We start from the raw sequence: 22,178 nt of genomic DNA, 5'->3' as shown, positions 1-22,178 counted from the left end.
GTACTGGATGCCTCGATCATTCTTTTTTCGGAAGTTGCCCTCAAAGGCGTGGTTTTGAGAAACTATCGAAAAAACCCACTCCGCTGTATTTTCAATAAGTTACAGAAGAAACCTGCTGCTTAAATTGGTAAAACACGAGTGTCTTTGGTCAAGATAACTGCTCCAACGACTTTCGCCTGATTGAAGATTTCCAGGTCGGTTGCATCCCGTAAACCAATGTCACGCAAGGCATAAGCCTCTATGCCAAACGTTGTTTGTATCCAGGTGGCAATAGCTGGTGAAAATTGTGCGTCTACCCAAAGGATCATGCTGCCAGTACCGGGTGATCGAGTTTACGTGCCGCATAGGACAGTGCAGCTTGTAAATCGGCCATTTCAAGATCAGGCATTTCTTCCAGGATTTGCTCTGCGGATAACCCTGCTGCAAAGAGATCAAGAATGTCCGTCACCCGGATGCGCATGCCTCGAATACAGGGCCGCCCACCGCACTGGTCCGGGTTAAATGTGATTCGTTCCATTGGAGAGTGTTTCCTTATTGGAGTGGGTGATTTACGTGTTTGTGAAGACACTCTACCAGAAGCCTGATAAGTTGAAAACTCCGACGTTTGGAGCGCGGTGACAAGTCCCCGCACTCCAAAATGAAAAGTGGCGTCAAGCCGCCGCACTCCACAGGGCTGGTAATTCCCGAATGGATTGTAATAAATGCGTGTGGGGCTCCAGTTCGAGCAGTTGCCGGGAATGTGCGCCAGAAAGAACGCCGATGTTCCAGCGCACGCCTGCCTGAAAACCAGCTTGTAAATCCAGAATGGTGTCTCCGACGGTGGCTACGTGATGGACTGACGTGATGCCGGTCGCTTCCATGGCGTGAAAAATCAGGTACGGAGCCGGACGTCCCTGGCGGACTTCGTCTCCGCACACGACTGCATCCACGATGCCTGTGTTCCAGCCAAGGGCCGAAACGAGCAACGTCGTGATGTCGCGATCAAATCCAGTGTTGAGGGCAACTTTGATCCCCAGGCTTTTCAACCACTTAAAAGTCTCTTGAGCCCCGTCAATTGGTGTCACGCCTTCAGTTGCGTAGCGTTCGGTCAGGTGTCGGCAAAAGGCAGCATACACCCGGTCGGCCTGTTCGGTTTGGTCTGGTCCTTCAGGGATAAACTGCCGTATTGCCTGCCGTTTTGACGACCCTCGCACCCGGCTCAACTCGTCGGGAGTGACTGTGATGTGGTGTTCGGCGAGTGCCGTGGTGAAGGCCGCTACGACCTGTCCCGTATCGTGAACGGTTGTGCCTGCCAGATCGAAAATTACCAGTTGAAGGTCATTCATAGGATGAGGGCTTGGGGCTGAAGAAAACGGGGCTGAAGATTCGCAAGCTCAGGGCTGAAGAAGTCGGGCTGAAGAAAACGGGCTGAAGAAGTTGGGGGGCTTTGAACCCGAAGTTTCAGCCCCGAGCTTGCGAGTCTTCAGCCCCAAGCCCGAAGTCTTCAGCCCTGGTTTTCTTCAGCCCGAAGTTTGACAGCATTCAAGACACACAACGGAAGCTTGCTCAGGTGTCGTGGTTGGCGTTGGGTAGCCACATCCGGTGCAGGTTGCCCAGGGGGTTATCTGGCTGGCGTGCAGGCCGTACCGGGTTTGGAGCAATTGTTCGACGCGGGCCACAATGTGCCGGCATTCGGTTGGCGTAAGCCGCTCATTGTGTGAAGCCCAGGCGTGACGGTTGACAAAATCAGGAAATCGCGGTGCTTCGCCCCACTTCCACGCAGGGTCGGTCGTCGTCCGGCTGCGGCCAAGCAGGTGCAGGTGGACTTGACGATGTTCGGGTGCCGTTTTCGGGCCTGGAGGATGAGCTTGATCGTTGAGTGCCCAGTTTCCGGCTTCCCAGTAGTTAATACATCCGCCTTCAAGTTGCGGCAATGTGTCAAGCATGGCTTTCCCAGTGGCGGCCACCAAAAATGACCACAGTGTCAGTTCAATTGGGGTAAGTTCGTTGCGTTCCCAGACTTCGCGCAACGGGTTGACCAGGAGGTTGCCGCCGCTTTGACGGCTGACGAGGACCAGGGTGCGATTTGGAAGGACCACATGTCCTGCGTGACAGGTGAAGAGTGTCAGACTCATTCATTTACTCCGAATTAGGGATTGGTTCGGCCTGAAAAAATAATGAAATGCGGGTAGGTCACTTCAGCACAGTAAGTCCTCCCATCGAAAAGACGCCTTCTTTCCTGTCACCCGCATAAAGCTGTTCCAATCAAGAACATAGATCCAGAATTGAATCTGATCCTGGGGTTGATCAACGATCTGTACTCTTGATCTGATAAAGGTAGTCTCAAGATCTGCATCAACCAATAATCCTTTGTGAGGTGACCTGCTGTTGTCTCTTGTTGGTGGTTCGATAGACAGCATTTCAAGGCCGGTGACGGTGAGGATTCCTGGTTGGCGAGCTTCCCGGATGACCCCATCGTCAGATGAAGGATCTCCGATACATATTGAAAGGGTAAACTCAGCCGTTGCACGCACATAGTCAATGGTGAGGCTCAAGAGTTCGGCATCGTGGAGCGTGGCATTTGAATTATCCGGCCAGAGCAATTCATCAAGTGTTTTCATTGGGTATGAGCCTTTTACGGTTCGACAAACGGCACCACGCCATCTGGTGTTAACTCAAACAATTCAAACGTAATTGGTCGGCGGGCATCCCCTTCGATTTCCTTGAGTTTGGCGACCAGTGATTCCCGATAGGTCCGGTCCCGTTTGGGGAAGATCACCATTGTTTCACGTTGCGGGATACAGGCACACAGTTCATCAGATTCAAGCAAGTCCTGAGCAAGTTCATACAAATTGGGAAGCAGCAGGCAGGCGGATGCTCGCGGGTGACCATGAAAGAGGAGAAAATTGACTTCCTCACCTGGCCGACCCAGCATTTTGATGGCCAGATCATCACTTTCAGCAAACCGCTCCAGATTGTGCATCGCCCGCTGATGGATTTGCGGCGCATCAAGTCCTGTGATTTCAACTGTGTAGGGAGTGATCATGGAATGCACAATCCCCACGTCCGATTCTGTATCTTCAAAAACCACCACGTAGACATCATGTCCAATCGGAATGCTGACGGTGTCAAACTCCGGACTGATCAATCCGGGCATCAGGTAGGGATAGACGTTCTCAAGATTCATAAAACCGCGCTTCACCAATGCAGACGTGGTGGGTTCCTCTTATGGTAGGTTTTTGGTTTGCACCTTGAAGGTTGCCATTCGAGTACTCATACCATTTTGCAATGGAATGCTCGTATTCGAAGACAGTCAAGTAATTCAATCAAATAAGCTTAGCGAACTACTGACTACTGACTACTGACTACTGACTACAAACTGGTATCAACCCAATTTGAACCAGTTTGGGTTTGAATGACCGAGCCCAGCTTCTTCAGCTTCAGTCCTCAGCCTTTGTTCCGCACTTTGCGGGCAATGATGTCCTGATGATGACGAAAGTGATAAATGGTAAACAGCATCATTTCCCGAACCGTGAGCTTTCCGATCAGCGGATGTGGTAACTGGTATTGATCCAGCTTTTTCTCGGTCCAGCCCTCCAGCACCGAAGACAAATCGGCAAGCGCGGTACGACAATTTGCGATTACTTCGGTTTGCCAGGTTTCGAGGTTTTCAGGTGTTTCCTGTTCTGAGGGTGTAAATCGTCCGGCGGTACCGCCATTTTTCAACGCTTCCCTGTATCGGGCGACAAGTTCGCTATATGAAATTGATGGATTGGGGGCCATTCCGAAGGTTGCCCGTAAGACAAGCCCCGGCAAATGCAGGGCTTTGACCACGGGTTTCGTGGACTTTTCAAGGTGGCGAACCGTGTCGGCTGCCGACCATCCGCCCTCAAGTGGTTCAACAAAGTCAGTGGGTGAAAAGCCAAGCCAGAATTGGAAGTCAGTCGAACTGATCTGGCTGAGTGTGGCCAAAATTTCGGCTTTCGAGGACGGGGTGTCCAGGTTCATAGAGGCTCCAGGTAAGTGGTTTCCGGGTTTGACGTTGCGAGAAGTGAATGATGATATGCAAGCCAATTCTAACGGTGAACCTGATATTGGACAAGTCAGCCGTGTGTGGGTAAGTCAGGAAGGGAAATACCCTTTTCAGTCTCGCGGGGTAAACCCAATAATGGCTGCCACAATGGCAATTCCCAAACAGAGCGGGGAATAGAAGAACGTGTCCATTTCGGCAAACGGAGTGCCTCGAATCTGTTTGAAGAAGCCGACCAGTCGAAATTCACCAATTGACCGGGCCAGAAATACAAGCGCCATCAGGTAAGTCAGCCACTTTAGAACGGCGTGCGGTACGGGCAATTTCAGAATGCCGGAAGTCCCTGCAACCAGGAGCGCGGCACAGACAAAGGCGAAAGCAACCAGCAGGGTCATTCCCGCCGTTGGGGAGAAGCTTGGCTTGCCATTGATCTCAGGAATGGCCGCCATGCCTCCGATGCGCCCGCCAAAGGCCCAAAAAACGTGCATGCCAGAGATAAACAGAAAAATCAAAATCAGTATGCAGGCAAGAACTCGAATCATTGGATTTTAGGGTTCAGGGTGTGAAAAACAGGGTTTAGGGTAGGGTTATATGCTTCAGGATCAGGATTTTAGGCCCGCAGGGTCATCGTGTAATAGTCGTGGTGCACCAGCCCACGGTTTTTCCAGCCATCCCAAAATTCAAGTCATGTAGAAGGGAATTTCAACCGAATCAGAAAGGAGCTTAGCCTGCTGCTTGAGATTTGTCTCCCAGATTCTTCAAAAAGGTGTGAGTAATCGAAAAAATAGCCATCGGGCGACAATGAAGCCCGACTTCAAGGAGTTCTTTTATCCGTTGAGTGGTTTCTCCTTTTAACAAAGGGAGATATCCTCTATGGACCTCTTCAGGTAAATCACGCCCCGCAAACTCAAGGTGTCCTGAATCGCCAAACCCTTGAATTTCATAATTTTTCCAGTCCAACCTGGCCGTGTAGTGAGTTGTGATTCTTGCCCCCGTCACTCGCTCTGGTTTAGCGGCTGCCCGGAAAACCTCATCCACAAAAGCAGTTACCCTATCGGATGAAAGCTGCCCATCAAAGATCGGTTCTGTGTTTTGAGTCGCAACGACCCAGGGGAACTGGTCTGAGTTAAAGGTGATATCAACTGTTATTCTGACTTCTGAGAAGCAGGCGAAAAGATTTGCCTCAATTGAGACTTTTGGAATATTTAGCTCAAGTTGAAACGTCATTTGGCTTTGTTTCCAGTTTGATACACCAGCGAGACAATTCCGGTCTGGTAAACCTTATGCCCGGTCAATGTCAACTTCGTTTGTTTGGCCGGAGTCGGAAGCAATGGAATCCCTCCACCCAGCAGCACCGGGATGATGGCCGTTTCGACGCTGTCCACCTGTCCGGCCTCAAGCAGGCTGCGGAACAGTCCACCACCACCAAAAAGCCAGATGTCCTTTTTGGCCTGGGCCCGGATAGCTGAAAGGGTTGGTTCTGACAGTTCGGAAACAATCGTCACGTTTGGATAGTCTTCCGGTCGGAGCGTCTGTGAAAAAACAAAGGTCGGCATCGGAGACTTTTTGGACTTACTTCCCTTTGGCATCTTCTCGAAGGTTTTGCGGCCTACCAGAATCGTGTCAAACTCGGCAAAAAGCGCCTGAAAATTGATCTCCGGGTCCATAATAATCCAGTCAGCTTCACCATTTGGCCCGGCGATGTAGCCGTCCAGACTCATCGCCACCACATATCGAATGCGTCCCATTGTGTACCTCCTTCAGAATTGTTGGATGTAAAGGGGTTATTTCAGGCAATAATGCTTCGCAATACTCTTTCGGCTTCCTGGACCTGGGAAATTCCACGCAATATGGTGATTCGCGGCTGGCTGTCACTTTCAACCAGGAGGTCACCGCAATTGCTCGCGTGTTGTGTGTACTCAATATTGATGATGTTTCTGGCAGGAATGGATTTTACCTGTTTCTGGTTGCCGAGTTGCCGGATGGTCATCAACCGTCGCTGGGTGATGACATAGATGGTGTTCTTCGCGACTGAACGGGTCCACAATGGAAGGAATGCCAGAAACAAACTAAAGCCCACCCCAAAGACCACAAATCCTAACACGAAGAGACTGGTACTCGAAAAACCGCCAAATTGGCTCAACCATGATGAGAAGACAAGCCACGTCAGGAAGATCATAAACGCAGCTACGGGCAGGCAAAGCTTTGCCGCCGTAATCGCACTGGCCTTTGGGTCTGGTTGTCCGGCCCATTTGATTTGCTCGCCAGGGTCAAGTTCTCTGGATATCTGATTGCTGAGTGGATGATGAATCATAGGTCGTTAACCCTAATTTTCTTCCAATTTCTGGATCAGCCGGAATGTACACCCGTTCAACCGGAGTTTGAAGCTTTTCCAGCATTTCACCTGTGGTAAATGGACGCTGGGTTGCCACAAATTCAGACATATCAATGACTTCGATCAGTTCTTTTTTTCCAAAGGCTTCAAGCACTGGACCGCGTAATCCAAGTTGAACAGCGCGCCGTTCGAGCTTTGCCCCTGATGGATGATGGTCTGGATCCCATTGCAGACGGACTGATGATTGAGCCAGCGCTTCCTGCCACAATTCGCGAGTTGGGAAGTGACCTTCATAATAAGAAGATTGCACCGACTGAGCCAGTATTTGATCAAAAAATTCACGCCGGAGCCGCAGCCCAAGGATAACTTCCTGACCTTGTTTGGTTCCCCATCCACTTCGGTACATCATCCAGAGGAAATTGGGTTTGATCCAGCTCATCCGCGAGTAGGAAAAGTCTCCGCCAAAGTGTTGATTTCGAAGCGCATAATTGCCAATGGATGGGCGATATGCCTGATAGACGATAATGGTGGTCTCGTCATAGTGCGCCAGGATATGGCGACCAGTTTGAGGCCAATGGTTGACTTGATCAATGTAGCGTTCAGTTGGGAGTTTCATTGAATTTAAATCCAGTCAGTAGTCAGTAGTTAGTGGTTAGTGGTTAGTGGTTAGTGGTTAGTGGTTAGTAGCTCACTAAGCTTATTTGATTGAATTATTTAACTGTCTTTTCATACTAAACCTTTTCAGATAAAACGAAAGACGCTGGGATTCAAGGGTCTTCGATTGGTTTACGTGGTGAGCCTGGGAACCAGAAGCCGTTGCACAGTGGGCATTCATAACCCCTTTCCTGAAAACGAACTGTTGTATTTGCCAGGTCATCCTCCAGCCTGCGACGACTGCCAATTTGCAGCGAGAAGGGAATCCGTTCGAAATCAACACGCCCACTTCCCCAGATTTTGAATTGTAGCGTGTGTGGCGAAAGCTCAAAATCACACGTTGGGCACCGCAGAATGGCTTTCTCTTCTTCTTTTGGCCATTCATCCCAGTACACCTGAACGGATGGTGAACGGTGTGTCTCATAGGAAAACCGTAGTATGATCCGGTACTTTGACGGAGGTGACATATAATCATCACCCCACATTTGCCAGTCAATTGACTCGTCCCACGAATACAAATCATGACCAAGCTGTTTTAAATCAGCCAGAATGGTCATGATTTCAGTTTGAAGGTCTTCGCAATTTTCCAGTCGGGTGGTGAGGATCTGTGCCAGTTCCTGACAGCGCTGGTCCTGCTCAGGTGATTGTTCAAAAATGGAGCGGGCAAACTTTGGATCCAGTCGTGGAGGCTCTTCTGGGGGAATTTTTGGAATGAAGCGAGAGGGCAGGTTGTTTGTTTGTTCAAATAGAAAACGATCATGCCACTCAAACCACAACCAGAAAGCTTTTTCCTCTGATTTTGCCAACCGTCTGGCTAGATGAAACGAATTGACCGTCAATCGCTCTGGATTAAATCGGTGTTCGACCCATTGTTCAAATCCAGTGAAGTCAAACCCTCCGAAGCAATTTTCTTCCGGCACATCGTGGAAAAACTCGGCCATCATGATTCCATCTATGTGCATGTGCATTCCTGTCAATGAGACGGTCCCGAACCACATTCCTGGACGCTGGCGAACCTGCTCAAAGTACGTCGGCCAATCTCGAATTTGATTGAGTGGGGCATCTGGGGGAAATTCAGATCTTTTCATAGTGATCATACTTTATTTGTAATAGCCATGGTTTTTATAAAACCAGCTATGGTGTGTTTGTTCCAACATAACCTTACCAGGCGCTCTGATCGGTTTCTGAGGCAACAAAAGGCCAGCTTCTCAGCACTGGCGGTTTCTTGAAAATAGGCCGTAACTGCATCAACAGGCGATTCAAATTGCTAGATGATTGAGCATAAATCCAAAGTACCCTTGGACGATCTCCCCATTCCCAGGAAAGAAAATATCGTACAAACAGTCCATCTCCAATCCACCAGGTATTCCATTGACCTGAGGCTTCTGTGACTTTTTGCAAATCAATCAATGTATCCAGGATAGTCGAAGGATCAGAATGGGTTATTCCGCTTACCCAGATCCACCTGCCTTCAACTTGTCCAAGCATGTTTTCAAGTGCATCTGACTCAATCAGGTGCTCAATAGATGAAAAAATAGGAATTTCATACTCCCACAAAACTCTGCCTGAGGTATCGAGGCAAAAGCCAAATTGTCCCAGTCTGTGGTGTACTCCAAGATCAAGCACCCAGTCATTGTTCACTTTGGAGACAACTTCACGTAAATCAAGAGGAAATCGGCCTGGCAGAGGCGAGAATTGAACCTGATAGAAACGCTTTCCGTGTTGGATATAGGGGTTGTACTGAAGTCCTCCGTACGTTGTAAGAAACACAATAAAGGAATCAACTGGCGGGCACTCTATCTGCTGTAACGCTATGCTGACTTCTGTAAGTCCAGGTGGCTTCCAGGCGTCCGGTTTGGCTGACAGCATAACTTCAGCTCGCTGACTCAATAAGAAATGGACCATGTTCCAACCTCAAGGCTCTGATTTGGGCAAAACCCGGCCTGATTGTACACAAAGGAGGATGTATCCAGTATAGAATTTTAGGCCACTCTTTTGTGCTTGAGATTTTGATCCATGCCCATCCGGGCGAAACCCGACCTCTCCCCAACGGAAAAGAACGTATCTCCGGCCTCATCTTACCGCGTGGTACGTTCCTGGCGTTGAACCGGGTCAAGCTGGCGGGTGGTGTGTTCGGTAACGCTGATGATTGGTTCGGGGAGCATCTGAACCTGGGGCTCGACTTTGATTTCCTGGGTGGTCAACCTTGCTGGAGGCAAAACGGTTGGCGGGGGCGCCGTCGTTCTTTTTCTGGACTGGAGCAACATCCAGATAAAGACGCTGTTGGCCGCCATCAACATCAGAAACCCAAGAATAAGAAATGTGATCATCACTGGCGCCTCAAGCTGTGCTTCTCGCATGACGGCCATGAATCCAGTGAGGAGCGCCAGCCCTCCAACACTGACCGAAACAATTGCCCACACCAGTCCATCCGGAGAGAATCCATAGGGATTTTCTGGAGCTTTCTCTTTTGGTTTCAATTCAGTACCACACCGTGTGCAATAGCTCAGTGTCGGTGTGATGGCAGAACCGCAGATTGAACAGAACATCAGATTTCCTTTCCAGGGCTTGGGGCTTGGGGCTGAAGACTCGCAAGCTCAGAGCAAAGGAAGGGATGAGGGATGAAGGATGAGGGATGAAATAAAACCAGTTCTTCAACCCAAAGTCTTCAGCCCTCAGCCCTGAGCCCAATATCTTCAGCCCCGAGCCCAATGTCTTCAGCCCTAACTAAGCTTCCCACGCAAACAATTTAATCTCAGGTTCGGACTCAGACAGTCTAACCATCTTTTCGTAGTGAAATCCCATTTTTTCAAGCAGCTTGATTGAGCTTTCATTGTCTGAGTTGGTGATGGCCACGATGCGGGTCATTCCTAAGGTGCTTTTGGCATATTCAAAAAGTGCGGAGGCTGATTCGAAGGCGTACCCTTTGCCCCAAAACTCAGGCAAAAACCCGTAGCCGATATCTACGTCCGGCAGGGCATCACGTTTGATCAGGCAGCAAATACCAATTGGAGTTTCACCGTCTTTGAGTTCGGTCACGTACAGCCCAAACCCATATTTGGCGTGCATGGCCAGTGGACCATTGGTCAGGTAAGTTCGGGCTTCTTCGACGGTTCGCACACCTCGATCTCCAATGAACCGAATCCAGGATGGTTGATTCATGAGTCCAAGCATAAATTCAGCATCATCAAGTGTGAGATCACGGAGAATAAGTCGTTCAGTTTCAAGAAGGTTCATGGTTAGGGTTCAGGGTTCAGAGTTCAGGGTTCAGGGTTCAGGGTTCAGGGTTCAGGGTTCAGGGTTCAGAATGAGAATTGAGAATGTGATGAGTGGTTAGTGATGAGTGGGTAGTGGTTAGAAATCAATAGTTCCGAAGAACCAAGAACCAAGAACCAACCACTAACCACTCATCACTAACCACTTTTTCATCCTCCTGGGTTAGAACGCGGCAGCGCCAGCTTCGGCAACCGCGTGGTCCTGTTCGCCGCTTCCGCCACTGACACCGATGGCGCCGACAACTTTTCCATCGCGTTTAAGTGGGGTGCCTCCGGCAAAGATCATAATTTTGCCATCGTTTGAAGCGTGGATACCAAAAAACTGGTTTCCAGACTGGCTATGTTCGGCCAAATCTTTGGTCGCAATATCGAAAGCCCGTGAGGTGTAGGCTTTCTTGATTGAGATATCAATACTTCCAAGCCAGGCGCCGTCCATGCGGACGTGTGCCACCAGATTCCCACCGCCATCGGCAACCGCAATATTCATCGGCTGGCCGATTTCAGCGGCTTTCTGTTCGGCGGCGGCAATCACCCGACGTGCATCTTCAAGCGTAACCATAAATTCTCCTAAAAATAAATTGAATACTGACCTTTGAGCCTTGCTTGAGTAAAAGCAAAGTCGGTTTCTGTCAAGCAAAGAATGATGAGGATCTGGCTTTTTTACATGTAATGGATCCTCGGATTTTGTCACCTTGCATCAAACGACTACAAATTTTTTCGGGAGGACCACTTCATCTTCCTTGATCCTTGTAGGCTTGAGAACCGCTCTGGTGTTGGCAGGCAGCACATCAAGTTCAAGACCTGATTTGTGGAACAGTGACACCAGCGTGGTCACTCAAAGGGCTATTTCGTCACTCGTCGTGCCAATTCGTTCACTCGTCGTGTTCGACTTCTGACAGATGTTTTTGGTGCGTACAGTCTGAAGATGAGGGCTGAGGGCTGAAGAAAATGGGCTGAGAAAACCAAGGCTCAGGGTGTGGGGCTGAAGATTCGCAAGCTCAGGGCGGAAGAAAACGGGTTTAATACCCCAAGCCCAAAGTCTTCAATCCGAAGTCTTCAGTCCCAGGCCCGAAGTTTTTCAACAAGGAGCAAGAGTATGAATTTCAAAAATATGGCACGATTTATTACAGGTAAATTTAACAAACAAGACGTTTTAGCAACGGCTGTTCAATATCCGGAAGTGCTGCGGGAAATTATCAATCGAATGCGGGTTGGCGAAGGCAGCGAAGCGAGATTATTGCTCGATATGTATGCTGAAAAGCTCCCGCCGAAATATGCGGCCCGGCTCCGGCAGCACAGCGAAGATGAAGCTCGCCATGCTGATATGCTGGAAGCGTTACTCATTGAAATTGGGGGTACGCCAAAACCAGTTGATGGCGAAACATTTATGACCGAGTTTCAACGGCTGACCGGACATTCGGCCCAGCACCTGCCGAGTTTGATTGAATTACTCGCCGGGCTGCTCCAAATTGAAAAACGCGCGCTTGAAATGCTCAACCTGTTGATTGAAGCACTCCCCAATCATCAGGTCGTCCGCCCGGTGCTGGAAATCATTCGACGGGATGAAGAAAAACACCTGCGTTGGGTTGATGAGCATTTGAAGTATCTGGCTTCGCTTGGCCCAGAACATAGCCGCGAAGTCGAACTCAACCGCCGACGGTACGAACTCATTGACCAGGCTGCCTTTATGGCGATGACCGGCAGCCGGTTGGACCGGTTGAAGGCCGTGTTGGATGTGGCAGATACTTTTACAAGTGAAGTCCGAACACAGTACATGCTGGAGCACGTGCCGCGCGTGCTCATCGGGACCGACACCATGCAGCGGCGTTTCACCGCACTCAAAATGATGGTAGCCGTGCAGCGCAAATATCACGGAGTCCCACCAGTTCCGATGAAGACAGCAGCGTGACAAATGACAAGGGGACAGGGTGACAAGGGGACAAGGGGACAGGAGGACAAGGGGACAAGGTGACAGGGTGACAGGGTGACAAATGTTCTACTATCCTTGTCACTTTGTCACTTTGTCATTTTGTCATCTGTCATTTTGTCATCTGTCATCTTGTCATCCATTTCAGGTTGTCAGGCAGATAGAGTGGAAAATACAATGAACTATTGTCTTTTTCTAAACCCCGAACCCCGAACCCCGAACCCCGAACCCTAAAATGACACCTGATTCATCATCATTCGAACTTTCTTCGCTCCAGATTCAACTGTTTGGTCAATGCCGTGCCCTGGTGGGCGTTTCTGAAGTCACGCTTCAGGTTGCGCTTCCGAGCACGGCAGCCCTGGTTTTGGAATCACTGTTTACCCGTCACGAAATCCTGCGCCCCTACGCTGGGAAGCTGCTGGTGGCGGTCAACGAAGCCTATGCCTTGCCCAATCAGCCGATCCAGGCTGGGGATGAAGTCGCGGTCTTCCCGCCGGTTTCAGGTGGGGAGCCAGTTCACGAGTTGACGGGGGAGGCATATTTTGTCCAGGTCACGACCACGCCGATTGATTCGGACTCCATGGTCAAGCGGTTGTTGCGCGGCGAAGACGGGGCCGTGGTGACGTTTGATGGTGTGGTGCGCAATAACACCAAAGGCCGCCGGACGCTCTACCTGGAATATGAAGGCTATACCGGCATGGCGCTCAAAACCATGAAACAAGTCGCCGAAGAAGCGCTGAGCCAGTGGGCGATTGATCGGATTGGGATTGTGCACCGCGTGGGACGGCTTGAAATTGGCGAGTCAAGCGTGGTGATTGTGGTGACTTCCGCCCATCGCAAAGATGCGTTTGATGCCTGTCGGTTTGGGATTGATCGGGTGAAGCAAATCGTGCCGATCTGGAAACGTGAGTTTTTTGAAGATGGTGATGTGTGGGTTGAAGGGCAACGCCCACCGGAAGTAGGGTAGGGGAAGCAGCGTCGGTCGTGAAACCGACGCCAGGGAGCTTCATCCAAGGTGCAGGTCTTCCAGAATCTCTTGTCGGCTGTATCCCCTTTGTTTGAGCTGTTTTGCCCAGGTCAGGTCTTTGAGAATGCGGACCGGATCGAGCGTTGGATACTGCTCGGTGATCTCCTTCAAGGCTTCTTCTGGTGGTTGCTGACGAATCGCTTGAACGACAGCATTCAAATAGGCCAAATCAGTTGATGCAGGCACCGGACCTGTTCCTCCTCATTTTTTCTTGAACAATGCGTCAAATGCTTTGCGTGAATCGCTTGACGTTGGACCACTTCGGGTCGTAAGCGCAATTTTGGTATTGGCTTCAAAGTAGTCACAGAAATTTGCCGCTGCTTTGTCTTTCTCAGGTTCGGCAATTGGTTCCCGGCACTGATTGGGTGCCGAAGTATCAAAAAAACGACAGTTCCGACAACAATGCAGGTCCGCACCGCATTCAGTACATTCAGCGGTTCGTCCGACGCGACCAAGGATGCGGACGTCACGGCCACAGGAATGGCAAATCATATCCTCCGGTTCCCTCCGTGGTTTAAGCTTTCGCGGGTGCAGGCTGGGTGCTCACCCGGAATTTGGTTTCTTTCGCAGGTAGTAGCGCACGAATGACACCAACGCCAATCACCAGTGCTACCTGAAATGGAAGCAAAAGATAGGAAATCAATTGAATACACTTTTTGGCCATAAAACCGCTTGAACCGTGGGCAGTGATCCCGATGAAATTTGGATCAGGTACAGAAAAGAGTATCAACCTGCAGAGGAAGATACTTTCGTTATGAATCAGTCGCCATGAGTACAGTGTGACGTGCACGAATGCAAGTTCGTTCCTAAATGGTGCTCCAGCCCAGAACAGGCTTGAGACGAGTTGCCTCGGCAACAATCATCACCCAACCACTGCTGTTGAAGGATTGGTGGATGCCCCATCTCAGGATCAATTGACCAGATCACTATTTTCCCACGATGGTCACCAGCTACCAGCCATCGTTCATTCCGAGAAAAAGCAAAACCAGTAAGTGTTCCAAACGTCGAATTGGAAAAATAGAACTCCTTGCCTGGGTTCTCTGTGCTGATGATTTGGAATCCCGACTTACCTGAGGCAATCAGTTGCTTACCGCTTGGGGAAAGTGCTACCGCCTGTATTTCCGAAAATGGTGTTGCCCAGCTTGTGATCTCAGAAAAAGTTTCCCGGTCATAGAGTTTGACCAGACCACTTTGATTTCCAAGCCCATAGCGATTGGCTTGCGATGACCAGGTAACACAGGTTGCCGTATTATCGAAAGGATGTAACCGGTCTTCCCGACCATTGAGTTTGGCCCAGTTTCGCAACGAACTACTGCCTCCAAACACCATAATTGAAGTTTCCTGGGCGGAGGTAACCTGTATGGCACCGCCCTCGATTCCAAATTTCGGCAAGGATTCAGTGACCTGAAGTATTTCCCCGCCAGCCACATCAAAAGTGGTTATTCGGCCATCTTTGGAAAGCGCCACAACCGTGGTGCCACCTGGAGAGAAGGCCAGGGACAGCACCCGATTACCAGCGTGACTCGCACTACTGGTCCAAACCAGGGTTTGCGTTTTTGTTCGCCACAGGCATACATGCCCGGCTGTATCCCCCGAAACCACCAACTGATTATTTGGGGAGAAGGCCACGGCAGTGATGGAGGTAAACCTTGGAAACGAATCAAAACTGCAGGCAATGGGGAGAGGTTCATTGGTGGAGAGTTTGAGTGGAAGTTGACCGAGGCCGACGCCAATGGTGAAGGCAATCAGAAAGGCTGCAGCCGAGTACAGGCGTGTCTTGAGCATAGCGTACTCCCTCCTTCAATGGCTGAAGAAACCGGCAACAGGTTGGTACTACCAATTTGCAATGAAATCCTGGTATGAATAAACAGTCAAGTAATTCTATCAAACAAACTTAGCGAACTACTGACTACTGACTACTGACTACTGACTACAAACTGGTATAAGGTCAATGGTGGTTTCAGAAAAAGGTCGAAAATTACGGAAGGTAATTTTCTTCGGCGGGGTATCTTAAACGTTTTCGAGTAAAAGCGCGATACCTAAACCACCACTCACACACAAAGTTGCAAGGCCGCGTCGGGCCTGTCGCCGTTTCATTTCGTGGAGCAGCGTGACCACAATCCGTGTCCCAGTACACCCGATTGGGTGGCCGAGGGCAATCGCCCCGCCGTTGACGTTGAGCCGTTCAGGATCCAGGCCCAGTTCGCGGTCACAGGCGATGACTTGAGCGGCAAATGCTTCATTTAATTCGATTAAATCAATTTCATCCAGGGAGAGTTTCTCACAGTCAAGGAGCTTTTTCGTTGCCGGAACTGGCCCAAGCCCCATCACATTTGGATCAAGACCAACCGTTGTGTATCCGACAACACGTGCCAGTGGAGAAATCTGGTGGGTAGTCACGGCTTCTTCGGAAAGCACCACCAGGGCAGCCGCACCATCGGTGATACCGCTTGAATTGCCTGCTGCAACCGTGCCGGTTTTGGAAAAGACCGGTGGGAGTTTGGCCAGATCCTCGATTTTCATTCCCGCACGCGGATGTTCATCCCGGTCAAGGGTTTGGGTTCGGCCACGGGAATCGGTGCGCGAAAGCGTCATCCGTTCGGCGGCAAAATATCCGGCAGCTTCAGCCGCTTCGGCTCGCTGATGTGAGCGAAGTGCAAATTCATCCTGCTCACGGCGGGAGATTCCATACTGGACGGCCAGGGTTTCGGCGGTTTCACCCATAATTTTTCCGGACAGCGGGCACAAAAAGCCGTCGCGGTACATACCGTCAACCAGTTGTGTATGACCAAGGCGGGCGCCCCACCGGGCACCTTCGGCAAAGTAAGGAACACGGCTCATTGATTCCGTTCCCCCAGCCACGACCACATCAGCCTGTCCAAGCTGGATTTCCTGAATGGCGAGCAACATACTTTTCAGCCCTGACGCGCACGCCTGATTGACCGTGTAGGCCGGAACGCTCTCTGGAATCCTCGCCCGATAGCCAATCTGGCGCGCCACGTTTGGGCCGCCGCCAGCCTGCCGGGCGCTGCCGAAGATGACTTCCTGCACTGTTTCCGGTGCGAGACCCGCCCGCCGGAGGGCTTCCTGGGTTGCCGCCACCCCAAGTTCAGCCGCCGTCCAATCAGCCATTCAGGGTTCAGGGTTCAGGGTTCAGGGTTCAGGGTTCAGGGTTCAGGGTTCAGGGTTCAGGGTTCAGGGTTCAGGGTTCAGGGTTCAGGGTTCAGGGTTCAGGGTTCAGGGTTCAGGGTTCAGGGTTTTCGAATTGAACATACCTCACATCAACAACGGTCTAATTTTTCTGCCCTTGTGTCTTTTATCCTGACCCTTGAGCTCTGTTTTTCAAACCCTGAACCCTGAACCCTATGGTTTTAGGATCGTCCGCCAAAGAGGGCTGTCCCAACCCGGACGTGGGTGGCGCCTTCTTCAATGGCGACTTCAAAGTCATGACTCATGCCCATTGACAGAAAGGGAAGTGGCGACTGGTCTGGGAATTGAGCCGCGAGTTGATCGCGTAACTGCCGCAAGGTCACAAAAGATGGGCGAACCTGCTCCGGATCAGGAAAATAGGGTGGAATCGCCATCAATCCAGTGATCTTTAGATGTGTCAGTTGAGCTGCGGTTTGAAACAGGGCGGGAAGTTCAGCCGGGTCAATCCCTGCTTTGCTTTCTTCATCGCCAAGATGAACCTGGAGGAAAATCGGTACACGTTTGTTTTGTTCGCCAGCCAGCCGATTCAATCGGGTGGCGAGGGCAATTGAGTCAACCGAATGGATAACATCAAAGAGTTCCACTGCCGATTTGGCTTTGTTGCTTTGTAAGTGACCGATCAAATGCCAGGTAAGGCCCGCTTTGGGCAAGTGTGGGATTTTGGTGGCGGCTTCCTGCACACGATTTTCCCCAAAATGACGAACGCCGGCTTCAAATGCTTCCTGCAGCATTTCAACCGGCTTCGTTTTGGAAACCGCCACCAGGGTGATGTTGTCGGATGTGCGACCAGCTCGGGCACAGGCCGCATGGATGCGTGAATGAATGGCATCCAGTCGTTCAGAAAAAGTTGAAGGAACGTTCATGGCAGGTGTGTATCAATCAATGACCAGACCTTGCTCAAGCTTTTCTTGATAGTCAATGGTGTAGCGGGCCCAGGGAATGGCATCCAGGCGTCGAATCGGAATCGGCTCACCGGAACCGAGGCAGACGCCATAGGTTCCTTCTTCGACTCGCTCCAACGCTTCTTCAACATCCAGCAGGAGTTGACGATACTGATCAATCTGGCGAGCAACCAGTTCGCGATTGGTATAAGTCGCTGCTGCATCGAGCGGATCTTTGCCTTCTTCATCCATTTGGTTGTCTTTCTGAGACTCAATGTTCAGGGCAATTTGGAGTTCCCGCCGTTTGTCGAGCAATTTTTGATGCAGCCGTTCAAGAACTTCTTGTTCCATGAGGAGTTACCGTTTTTCTTTAAGGATAGATTAAGGTTTGCCAAAATAAAAAACCAACTCTTGCTTTGTCAACGATGGATTGCAAAAAGCGGGTAGTTTATTTGTGATTTGGAGAATTCCGTTCACAAGCCTGAAGTCTGGGCAGGATTTGGGGTTTGATCGTTGAAATCGTGTGGCCAATAAAAATTGCCTGATTTTGGAACCCTGCCGTGACCGGGTAGAGCAACGGATCCAGATCATAGCGGCCACAGGTGAAATTAAACAGGCAGGGCCAGCGTTCACCGTCAAAATGAACAATCCCTTTGGCCCGGTAGACGGCTGGTGGGAGTGCTTCGAGAAATTGTTCAAAGGCCAGCCGTTTCAATGGTTCGGAACTGGTATAGCTAAAGGCCGACAGATCAGCTTCCTGGAGATGATTGCCGCTTGCCACCGGAAGGCTTCGCGAACCACGACTGGATCGGTGCCCACTGCTCGCCGCCGCCAGATACCGTTCCAGGACAGGTGAGGTGGCTGTCGTTATTGCACCAGATGATTCAACCAGTGATGGTGACCGGCGGAGATGTTCGCGAAATGAAGCCGCACTGGTCGCAAACAGCACATCACTTTCCAGCGCGCCGCGAACTGTTTCCAAAATCAGCGCCCGAGGATTGATTTTGCGCAGTGTTCGTCGCACTTTCCCCAACGGTCGAGCCGTGACCAGATCCAGCTTGTTCAAAACGAGAAAATCCGCCCCGGCAACCTGTTCCATCGTGACATCGCTGGTTTCAGCCGCCGCAAAAAAGTTAAGCGCATCCACCACCGTAATCACCGCGTCCACCCGAAGCCCACAGGTGTAAACCTCATCAATGAGCGGCATGACTTCGGCAGCGCCGGTGGTTTCAATAATGATCAGGTGCGGATTGGCGGTTTCAATAATGGATTGAATGGCTGACGCAAATTCGCGGTTGATGGTGCAGCAGATACACCCGTTGTTGAGTTCAATCATGCGCTCAACATTGGCGCATTCGACAATCTGGCCGTCAATTCCCAGGTCGGCCATCTCATTGATGATCAAGGCGACCCGACGGCCATTGAGTCCGTGCTTGAGCACGTGTTGGAGCAGCGTGGTTTTTCCGCTGCCTAAAAATCCGGTGACGATGTTAACGGCTGGTCCAGACATGTGAATGAAGAATGAAGAATGAAGAATGAAGAATTGAGAATGAAGAATTGAGAATGAAGAATGAAGTTAGTGGTTAGTGGTTAGAAATCAATACTTTCGAAGAAGAACCAGGAACCAGTTTTTCTTCATTCTTCATTCTCAATTCTTCATTCTTCATATTCAGATCTAACTGTAGGGATCCCGGTCAATCAGGAAGGCGATCAACCGCTGGCGATTGGGATGGTTTTGAACCCAGTCTCGAATGCGCTGGATTTCCTCATAGTCTTCCTGAAACCACTTTTCATACAGGGCGTCAATCCGGTTGCGGGCTTCTTCGCGGCGGACTTTGCTTTGCCAGGGCGAAGTGATGATGAGGTGTACTTCGTCGTGCAGGTTTTTTCCTTTTAAAGCCTGCCATTGATTAGGATCAAACCAGACACCCTGACATCCGGTGCACAAATCGAGTGAGAACCCAGTCCCGTGGCCAACCAGATAACGGAGCATCACCCGATGACATTCAGGGCAGATTTTGGTCTGTTCCACATCGGATGTATCCAGCGGCGGCCCGTCATAGGGTTTTTCCGGCAGGGTTTGCCCATGATATGCCAGCCAGGCGTGGTATTTTGCTGAAGAAATCCAATGTCCGTGACAGGCAGTACAGGTAAATGCCCAAAGCTGATCTTCCAGTTGAATGCTAACAAGCTGTGTGGTGCGACAAATTGGACAGTTCATTTTCGTCTTTTAATTCGGAAGCTGGCATCGCTGGTATCAAATGCCGAATTGCCAGCATCGTCGGTCGCACGAACCTGAATGCGGGCGGTTTTTGATTTCCCTTGAGTTGCTGGAATTGCAAAATCGAAACTTTGGGCCGTTCCAGGCAGTCCTGAGGCAAGTGTGGTCGGGAAACTTGCTCCATCATCAGTTGAGAGCAGGACATCATGCCGGTTTACGCCCTGATTGTCAGCCGATTCCCACCGAATGATCGTTGTCGTTCCAGCTTTGAGTTTCTCGCCGCCATTTGGAGACACCACCCGAACCGTCGGCGGCGTGGTGTCAACCGTGGGTGTAACCAGCGTCAGCGGAGCATCTGACATATCTGTTCCCCGGTTTTCGGCTTCATCAAAAGCAATCACCCGGATGCGGATCGTGTCAGCGGCTGATTCGCGACCATTAAATTCCCAAAGAAAACTCTGAGCATTCCCTGGCAGACCTGTGACAATCGGGACTGGCGCCAGATCAATGAATTCAAACAGATAATCAATATCCTGGGAGACAACGGCCACATTATCACTTGATGTCCAGGTGATGGTGACCTGGTCGCCGGCGGTGATGGTTTCGCCACCATTTGGAGCAATGACCTGAACGGCTGGTTCAACACTGTCGGCTGGTTTGGGGCGTACGGTGACCGTAAACGAGCATTCAGCGCTTCCATCCACTGTTCGACTCCTGACGGTGGTGGTGCCGACTGCAAACGTTGATCCAGAGGCTGGCGTCGAGGTGACCGTCCCGCAGTTGCCGCTGGTCTGAGGTGCTGAGAATGTCACCGCTTCCGAGCCATTGCCGTCTTCATCCGTGACCGTGATGTCATTTGGACAGGTGAGGGAGCACGGTTCATTTTGCGGACCCAAAATGCGAAACACTTCGCCGCCCTGACTGATGACATACAGTTCACCGTCAGCATCTTCGCCAAACGACGTGATGTTGAGGTTGCTGTCAGGGGCACGAACTTCAAACGACTGACCGTTTCGATACCCAAATATCACGCCCGTGCAGTAGTCGCCATAAAAATAGATGCCGTCCAGTGACGGAAACCGGCTTCCGCGATAGACATACCCACCAGTGACCGAACAGCCAACCGAATGATCATATTCGGCTATCGGCAAGGTCAGACCAGTGCGGTTACAGTTGGTTGACGGGTTAAAACAATCGGAGGCTTCCATCACTCGCCAGCCATAGTTCCCACCTTTGGTGATGATATCAATTTCTTCAAGGCGATTTTGGCCGACGTCTCCGGCATAAAGCTGGCCGGTTTCCCGGTCAAAAGAGAATCGGAAGGGATTGCGCAAACCCACGGCATAAATTTCATCCCGCCCACGGGTTGCCCCAAAGAAGGGGTTATCGCTCGGTGAACTGTAGGGATTTCCGGAATCAACGTTGATGCGCAGGAATTTCCCAAGAAGGCTGTCTACGTTCTGGGCATTGTTTTGCGGGTCACCCGCCGATCCTCCATCGCCCATCCCGATGTAGAGAAACCCATCCGGCCCAAACTCAATCATGCCGCCATTATGATTGGCAAAGGGTTGTGGAATCGTGAGCAGGATTCGCTCGGCGTTGTTGGCCAGATTGGGGTTGCTGGCGCTGGCCTGGTATTCGGCAATCACCGTGGCGCCATCAGGTCGGCGCGTGTAGTTCACAAAAAAACGGCGATTGGTTGCAAATTCCGGATGAAAGGCGAGTCCAAGGAGTCCACGTTCTCCACTAAAAATCAATTGCGAGGAAATATCCAAAAAGGGTGATTCCAGCAGGGTGCCATTCTGAAAAATACGGATCCGTCCAGGTTGCTCAACCAGGAACAGTCGGCCACTGGTGTCGCGAGCATGCGTGGCCAGGAGCGGGCTCGATAACCCTGTGACCACGCGTTCAAGGGTGATGGATGGCGTGGTTGTCTGCCGCGCCCTGGTGGTGTATTCCAAATTGAAAGCGGGTGTTGAATTTGAGAGAAGGTGGAGGTGAATTCCAAGGATGCTGGTGACAAGACACCATACCCACGGCCTGCGAACCAAAGCCTGACGTAACATAGGATTCCTTTCTACAATACCAGTTTAAACCAACAACCGGCTGATGTAGCGTTGACAAATGTTCGTTTTCGGTGGGCAGCTTCAACTGAAGAATAAAGAATAAAGAATAAGCTAAATGATTTATTGACAAGAGATAGCTCATTCACAATTCTGAGTGGCAGTCGGCAATCGCTTGACTTGTGTTTGAGTCAAACTAAAGCAATCGGGTTTGCTTTTTTTGGGACCGCCCTGAGCGACTACCAGCGGCGGCGCTGGTCGCTCCGGCGAACTTCCTGGATTTCATCATCTTTGCTGCGGGTGCGTGGTCCGCGTTGTTCTTCCAGTTCGCTCACGCCAGTTCGCCGCCGAAGCAGCCGCATGGCGTGATCACGCATGCGTTTGGTCTCGCGGCGGCCATCTTCATATTCAATTTCGACGGCCCCGTTCTCACCAGCCGTCACGATTCGAACCACTTCGCCATAGAGCATACCGTTTGGCGTGGCAAATGAAACTTCGTCTCCGACACGATATTCAGTAAACTTTTTCTGATCAGTACCCATAGAACCTCCTGATGTCGAATGAAGAATTGAGAAT

30 protein-coding genes are annotated in these 22,178 nt (G+C 50.7%); 2 read left to right on the top strand and 28 right to left on the bottom strand.

Translation table 11 applies throughout. The annotated features are described in order from the left end of the window. Nucleotides 1–119: 119 nt before the first annotated feature. The 17 genes from HY774_15840 to HY774_15760 all read right to left on the bottom strand — a co-directional run bounded on the left by HY774_15840 (nucleotide 120) and on the right by HY774_15760 (nucleotide 10,832). The gene (locus tag HY774_15840; protein ID MBI4749958.1) at nucleotides 120–308 is read right to left on the bottom strand and encodes a DUF5615 family PIN-like protein; all 189 of its coding nucleotides are present in this window, start codon (nucleotides 306–308) and stop codon (nucleotides 120–122) included. Next, entirely contained in the window at nucleotides 305–517 is a 213-nt protein-coding gene (locus tag HY774_15835; protein ID MBI4749957.1) for a DUF433 domain-containing protein, read from the bottom strand. The genes HY774_15840 and HY774_15835 overlap by 4 nt, the downstream gene beginning before the upstream one ends. 133 nt (nucleotides 518–650) lie before the next feature. Further along, a complete protein-coding gene (locus tag HY774_15830; GenBank protein ID MBI4749956.1) occupies nucleotides 651–1,325 on the bottom strand; it encodes a phosphonatase-like hydrolase in 675 nt (224 codons plus the stop codon). 174 nt (nucleotides 1,326–1,499) lie between these two features. Next, entirely contained in the window at nucleotides 1,500–2,114 is a 615-nt protein-coding gene (locus HY774_15825) for a hypothetical protein (GenBank protein MBI4749955.1), read from the bottom strand. Between the two features lie 63 nt (nucleotides 2,115–2,177). After that, on the bottom strand, nucleotides 2,178–2,600 hold the full coding sequence (locus HY774_15820; GenBank protein ID MBI4749954.1) for a hypothetical protein: 423 nt from the start codon (nucleotides 2,598–2,600) through the stop codon (nucleotides 2,178–2,180). 14 nt (nucleotides 2,601–2,614) lie between these two features. Continuing rightward, a complete protein-coding gene (locus HY774_15815; protein ID MBI4749953.1) occupies nucleotides 2,615–3,166 on the bottom strand; it encodes a hypothetical protein in 552 nt (183 codons plus the stop codon). A gap of 260 nt (nucleotides 3,167–3,426) precedes the next feature. Further along, complete coding sequence (locus HY774_15810) at nucleotides 3,427–3,987, bottom strand: DinB family protein (GenBank protein MBI4749952.1); 561 nt, start codon at nucleotides 3,985–3,987, stop codon at nucleotides 3,427–3,429. 135 nt (nucleotides 3,988–4,122) lie between these two features. Further along, the gene (locus HY774_15805; GenBank protein ID MBI4749951.1) at nucleotides 4,123–4,551 is read right to left on the bottom strand and encodes a DUF3995 domain-containing protein; all 429 of its coding nucleotides are present in this window, start codon (nucleotides 4,549–4,551) and stop codon (nucleotides 4,123–4,125) included. Nucleotides 4,552–4,732: 181 nt separating this feature from the next. Next, nucleotides 4,733–5,236 carry a hypothetical protein gene (locus tag HY774_15800; GenBank protein MBI4749950.1) on the bottom strand — a complete coding sequence of 168 codons (504 nt, stop codon included), beginning with the start codon at nucleotides 5,234–5,236 and terminating at the stop codon, nucleotides 4,733–4,735. Beyond that, nucleotides 5,233–5,757, bottom strand: coding sequence for a dihydrofolate reductase (locus tag HY774_15795; GenBank protein MBI4749949.1), 525 nt, complete (start codon nucleotides 5,755–5,757; stop codon nucleotides 5,233–5,235). The genes HY774_15800 and HY774_15795 overlap by 4 nt, the downstream gene beginning before the upstream one ends. 41 nt (nucleotides 5,758–5,798) lie before the next feature. Then, nucleotides 5,799–6,323, bottom strand: a complete 525-nt coding sequence (locus tag HY774_15790; protein MBI4749948.1) for a hypothetical protein — start codon at nucleotides 6,321–6,323, stop codon at nucleotides 5,799–5,801. Next, nucleotides 6,280–6,960: a DUF4291 domain-containing protein gene (locus tag HY774_15785; GenBank protein MBI4749947.1), complete on the bottom strand. Its 681-nt coding sequence runs from the start codon at nucleotides 6,958–6,960 to the stop codon at nucleotides 6,280–6,282. The genes HY774_15790 and HY774_15785 overlap by 44 nt, the downstream gene beginning before the upstream one ends. A 151-nt stretch (nucleotides 6,961–7,111) precedes the next feature. After that, nucleotides 7,112–8,086 carry a hypothetical protein gene (locus tag HY774_15780; protein ID MBI4749946.1) on the bottom strand — a complete coding sequence of 325 codons (975 nt, stop codon included), beginning with the start codon at nucleotides 8,084–8,086 and terminating at the stop codon, nucleotides 7,112–7,114. A gap of 73 nt (nucleotides 8,087–8,159) precedes the next feature. Continuing rightward, nucleotides 8,160–8,903, bottom strand: a complete 744-nt coding sequence (locus HY774_15775; GenBank protein MBI4749945.1) for a hypothetical protein — start codon at nucleotides 8,901–8,903, stop codon at nucleotides 8,160–8,162. A gap of 173 nt (nucleotides 8,904–9,076) precedes the next feature. After that, entirely contained in the window at nucleotides 9,077–9,547 is a 471-nt protein-coding gene (locus tag HY774_15770; protein MBI4749944.1) for a hypothetical protein, read from the bottom strand. Between the two features lie 178 nt (nucleotides 9,548–9,725). Then, nucleotides 9,726–10,235 carry a GNAT family N-acetyltransferase gene (locus tag HY774_15765; GenBank protein ID MBI4749943.1) on the bottom strand — a complete coding sequence of 170 codons (510 nt, stop codon included), beginning with the start codon at nucleotides 10,233–10,235 and terminating at the stop codon, nucleotides 9,726–9,728. Nucleotides 10,236–10,436: 201 nt separating this feature from the next. Further along, nucleotides 10,437–10,832, bottom strand: coding sequence for a heme-binding protein (locus HY774_15760; protein MBI4749942.1), 396 nt, complete (start codon nucleotides 10,830–10,832; stop codon nucleotides 10,437–10,439). A 537-nt stretch (nucleotides 10,833–11,369) separates the two neighbouring features. On the opposite strand from HY774_15760, the gene HY774_15755 reads away from it, so the two are divergent. Continuing rightward, nucleotides 11,370–12,182 (top strand): ferritin-like domain-containing protein, encoded by an 813-nt coding sequence (locus HY774_15755; GenBank protein MBI4749941.1) that lies wholly within the window; start codon nucleotides 11,370–11,372, stop codon nucleotides 12,180–12,182. A gap of 253 nt (nucleotides 12,183–12,435) precedes the next feature. Continuing rightward, on the top strand, nucleotides 12,436–13,167 hold the full coding sequence (locus HY774_15750) for a molybdenum cofactor biosynthesis protein MoaE (GenBank protein MBI4749940.1): 732 nt from the start codon (nucleotides 12,436–12,438) through the stop codon (nucleotides 13,165–13,167). 39 nt (nucleotides 13,168–13,206) lie between these two features. Here HY774_15750 and HY774_15745 read toward each other — a convergent pair whose 3' ends face one another. From HY774_15745 to HY774_15695, 11 genes are all read right to left on the bottom strand, one after another. Then, on the bottom strand, nucleotides 13,207–13,413 hold the full coding sequence (locus HY774_15745; GenBank protein MBI4749939.1) for a hypothetical protein: 207 nt from the start codon (nucleotides 13,411–13,413) through the stop codon (nucleotides 13,207–13,209). Nucleotides 13,414–13,428: 15 nt separating this feature from the next. Beyond that, nucleotides 13,429–13,719, bottom strand: a complete 291-nt coding sequence (locus tag HY774_15740; protein MBI4749938.1) for a hypothetical protein — start codon at nucleotides 13,717–13,719, stop codon at nucleotides 13,429–13,431. A 22-nt stretch (nucleotides 13,720–13,741) separates the two neighbouring features. Next, nucleotides 13,742–13,891: a hypothetical protein gene (locus tag HY774_15735; protein MBI4749937.1), complete on the bottom strand. Its 150-nt coding sequence runs from the start codon at nucleotides 13,889–13,891 to the stop codon at nucleotides 13,742–13,744. A 95-nt stretch (nucleotides 13,892–13,986) separates the two neighbouring features. Beyond that, complete coding sequence (locus HY774_15730) at nucleotides 13,987–15,012, bottom strand: WD40 repeat domain-containing protein (GenBank protein ID MBI4749936.1); 1,026 nt, start codon at nucleotides 15,010–15,012, stop codon at nucleotides 13,987–13,989. A gap of 225 nt (nucleotides 15,013–15,237) precedes the next feature. Further along, complete coding sequence (locus HY774_15725; GenBank protein MBI4749935.1) at nucleotides 15,238–16,359, bottom strand: thiolase family protein; 1,122 nt, start codon at nucleotides 16,357–16,359, stop codon at nucleotides 15,238–15,240. A 239-nt stretch (nucleotides 16,360–16,598) separates the two neighbouring features. Continuing rightward, on the bottom strand, nucleotides 16,599–17,300 hold the full coding sequence (locus tag HY774_15720; protein MBI4749934.1) for a YggS family pyridoxal phosphate-dependent enzyme: 702 nt from the start codon (nucleotides 17,298–17,300) through the stop codon (nucleotides 16,599–16,601). A gap of 12 nt (nucleotides 17,301–17,312) precedes the next feature. Further along, nucleotides 17,313–17,669, bottom strand: a complete 357-nt coding sequence (locus HY774_15715) for a TraR/DksA family transcriptional regulator (GenBank protein ID MBI4749933.1) — start codon at nucleotides 17,667–17,669, stop codon at nucleotides 17,313–17,315. Between the two features lie 97 nt (nucleotides 17,670–17,766). After that, complete coding sequence (locus HY774_15710; protein ID MBI4749932.1) at nucleotides 17,767–18,828, bottom strand: GTP-binding protein; 1,062 nt, start codon at nucleotides 18,826–18,828, stop codon at nucleotides 17,767–17,769. A gap of 165 nt (nucleotides 18,829–18,993) precedes the next feature. Then, on the bottom strand, nucleotides 18,994–19,539 hold the full coding sequence (locus HY774_15705) for a zf-TFIIB domain-containing protein (protein ID MBI4749931.1): 546 nt from the start codon (nucleotides 19,537–19,539) through the stop codon (nucleotides 18,994–18,996). Next, nucleotides 19,536–21,605, bottom strand: coding sequence for a PQQ-dependent sugar dehydrogenase (locus HY774_15700; GenBank protein ID MBI4749930.1), 2,070 nt, complete (start codon nucleotides 21,603–21,605; stop codon nucleotides 19,536–19,538). The genes HY774_15705 and HY774_15700 overlap by 4 nt, the downstream gene beginning before the upstream one ends. A 236-nt stretch (nucleotides 21,606–21,841) precedes the next feature. Further along, a complete protein-coding gene (locus HY774_15695; protein MBI4749929.1) occupies nucleotides 21,842–22,144 on the bottom strand; it encodes a hypothetical protein in 303 nt (100 codons plus the stop codon). Nucleotides 22,145–22,178: the final 34 nt, after the last annotated feature.

This window comes from Acidobacteriota bacterium (genome assembly GCA_016208495.1).
In the GTDB taxonomy this organism is placed as follows: Bacteria; Acidobacteriota; Blastocatellia; order Chloracidobacteriales; family Chloracidobacteriaceae; genus JACQXX01.
Note: the sequence above shows the minus strand (reverse complement) of the source record. Positions and strands in the feature narration are given on the sequence as shown.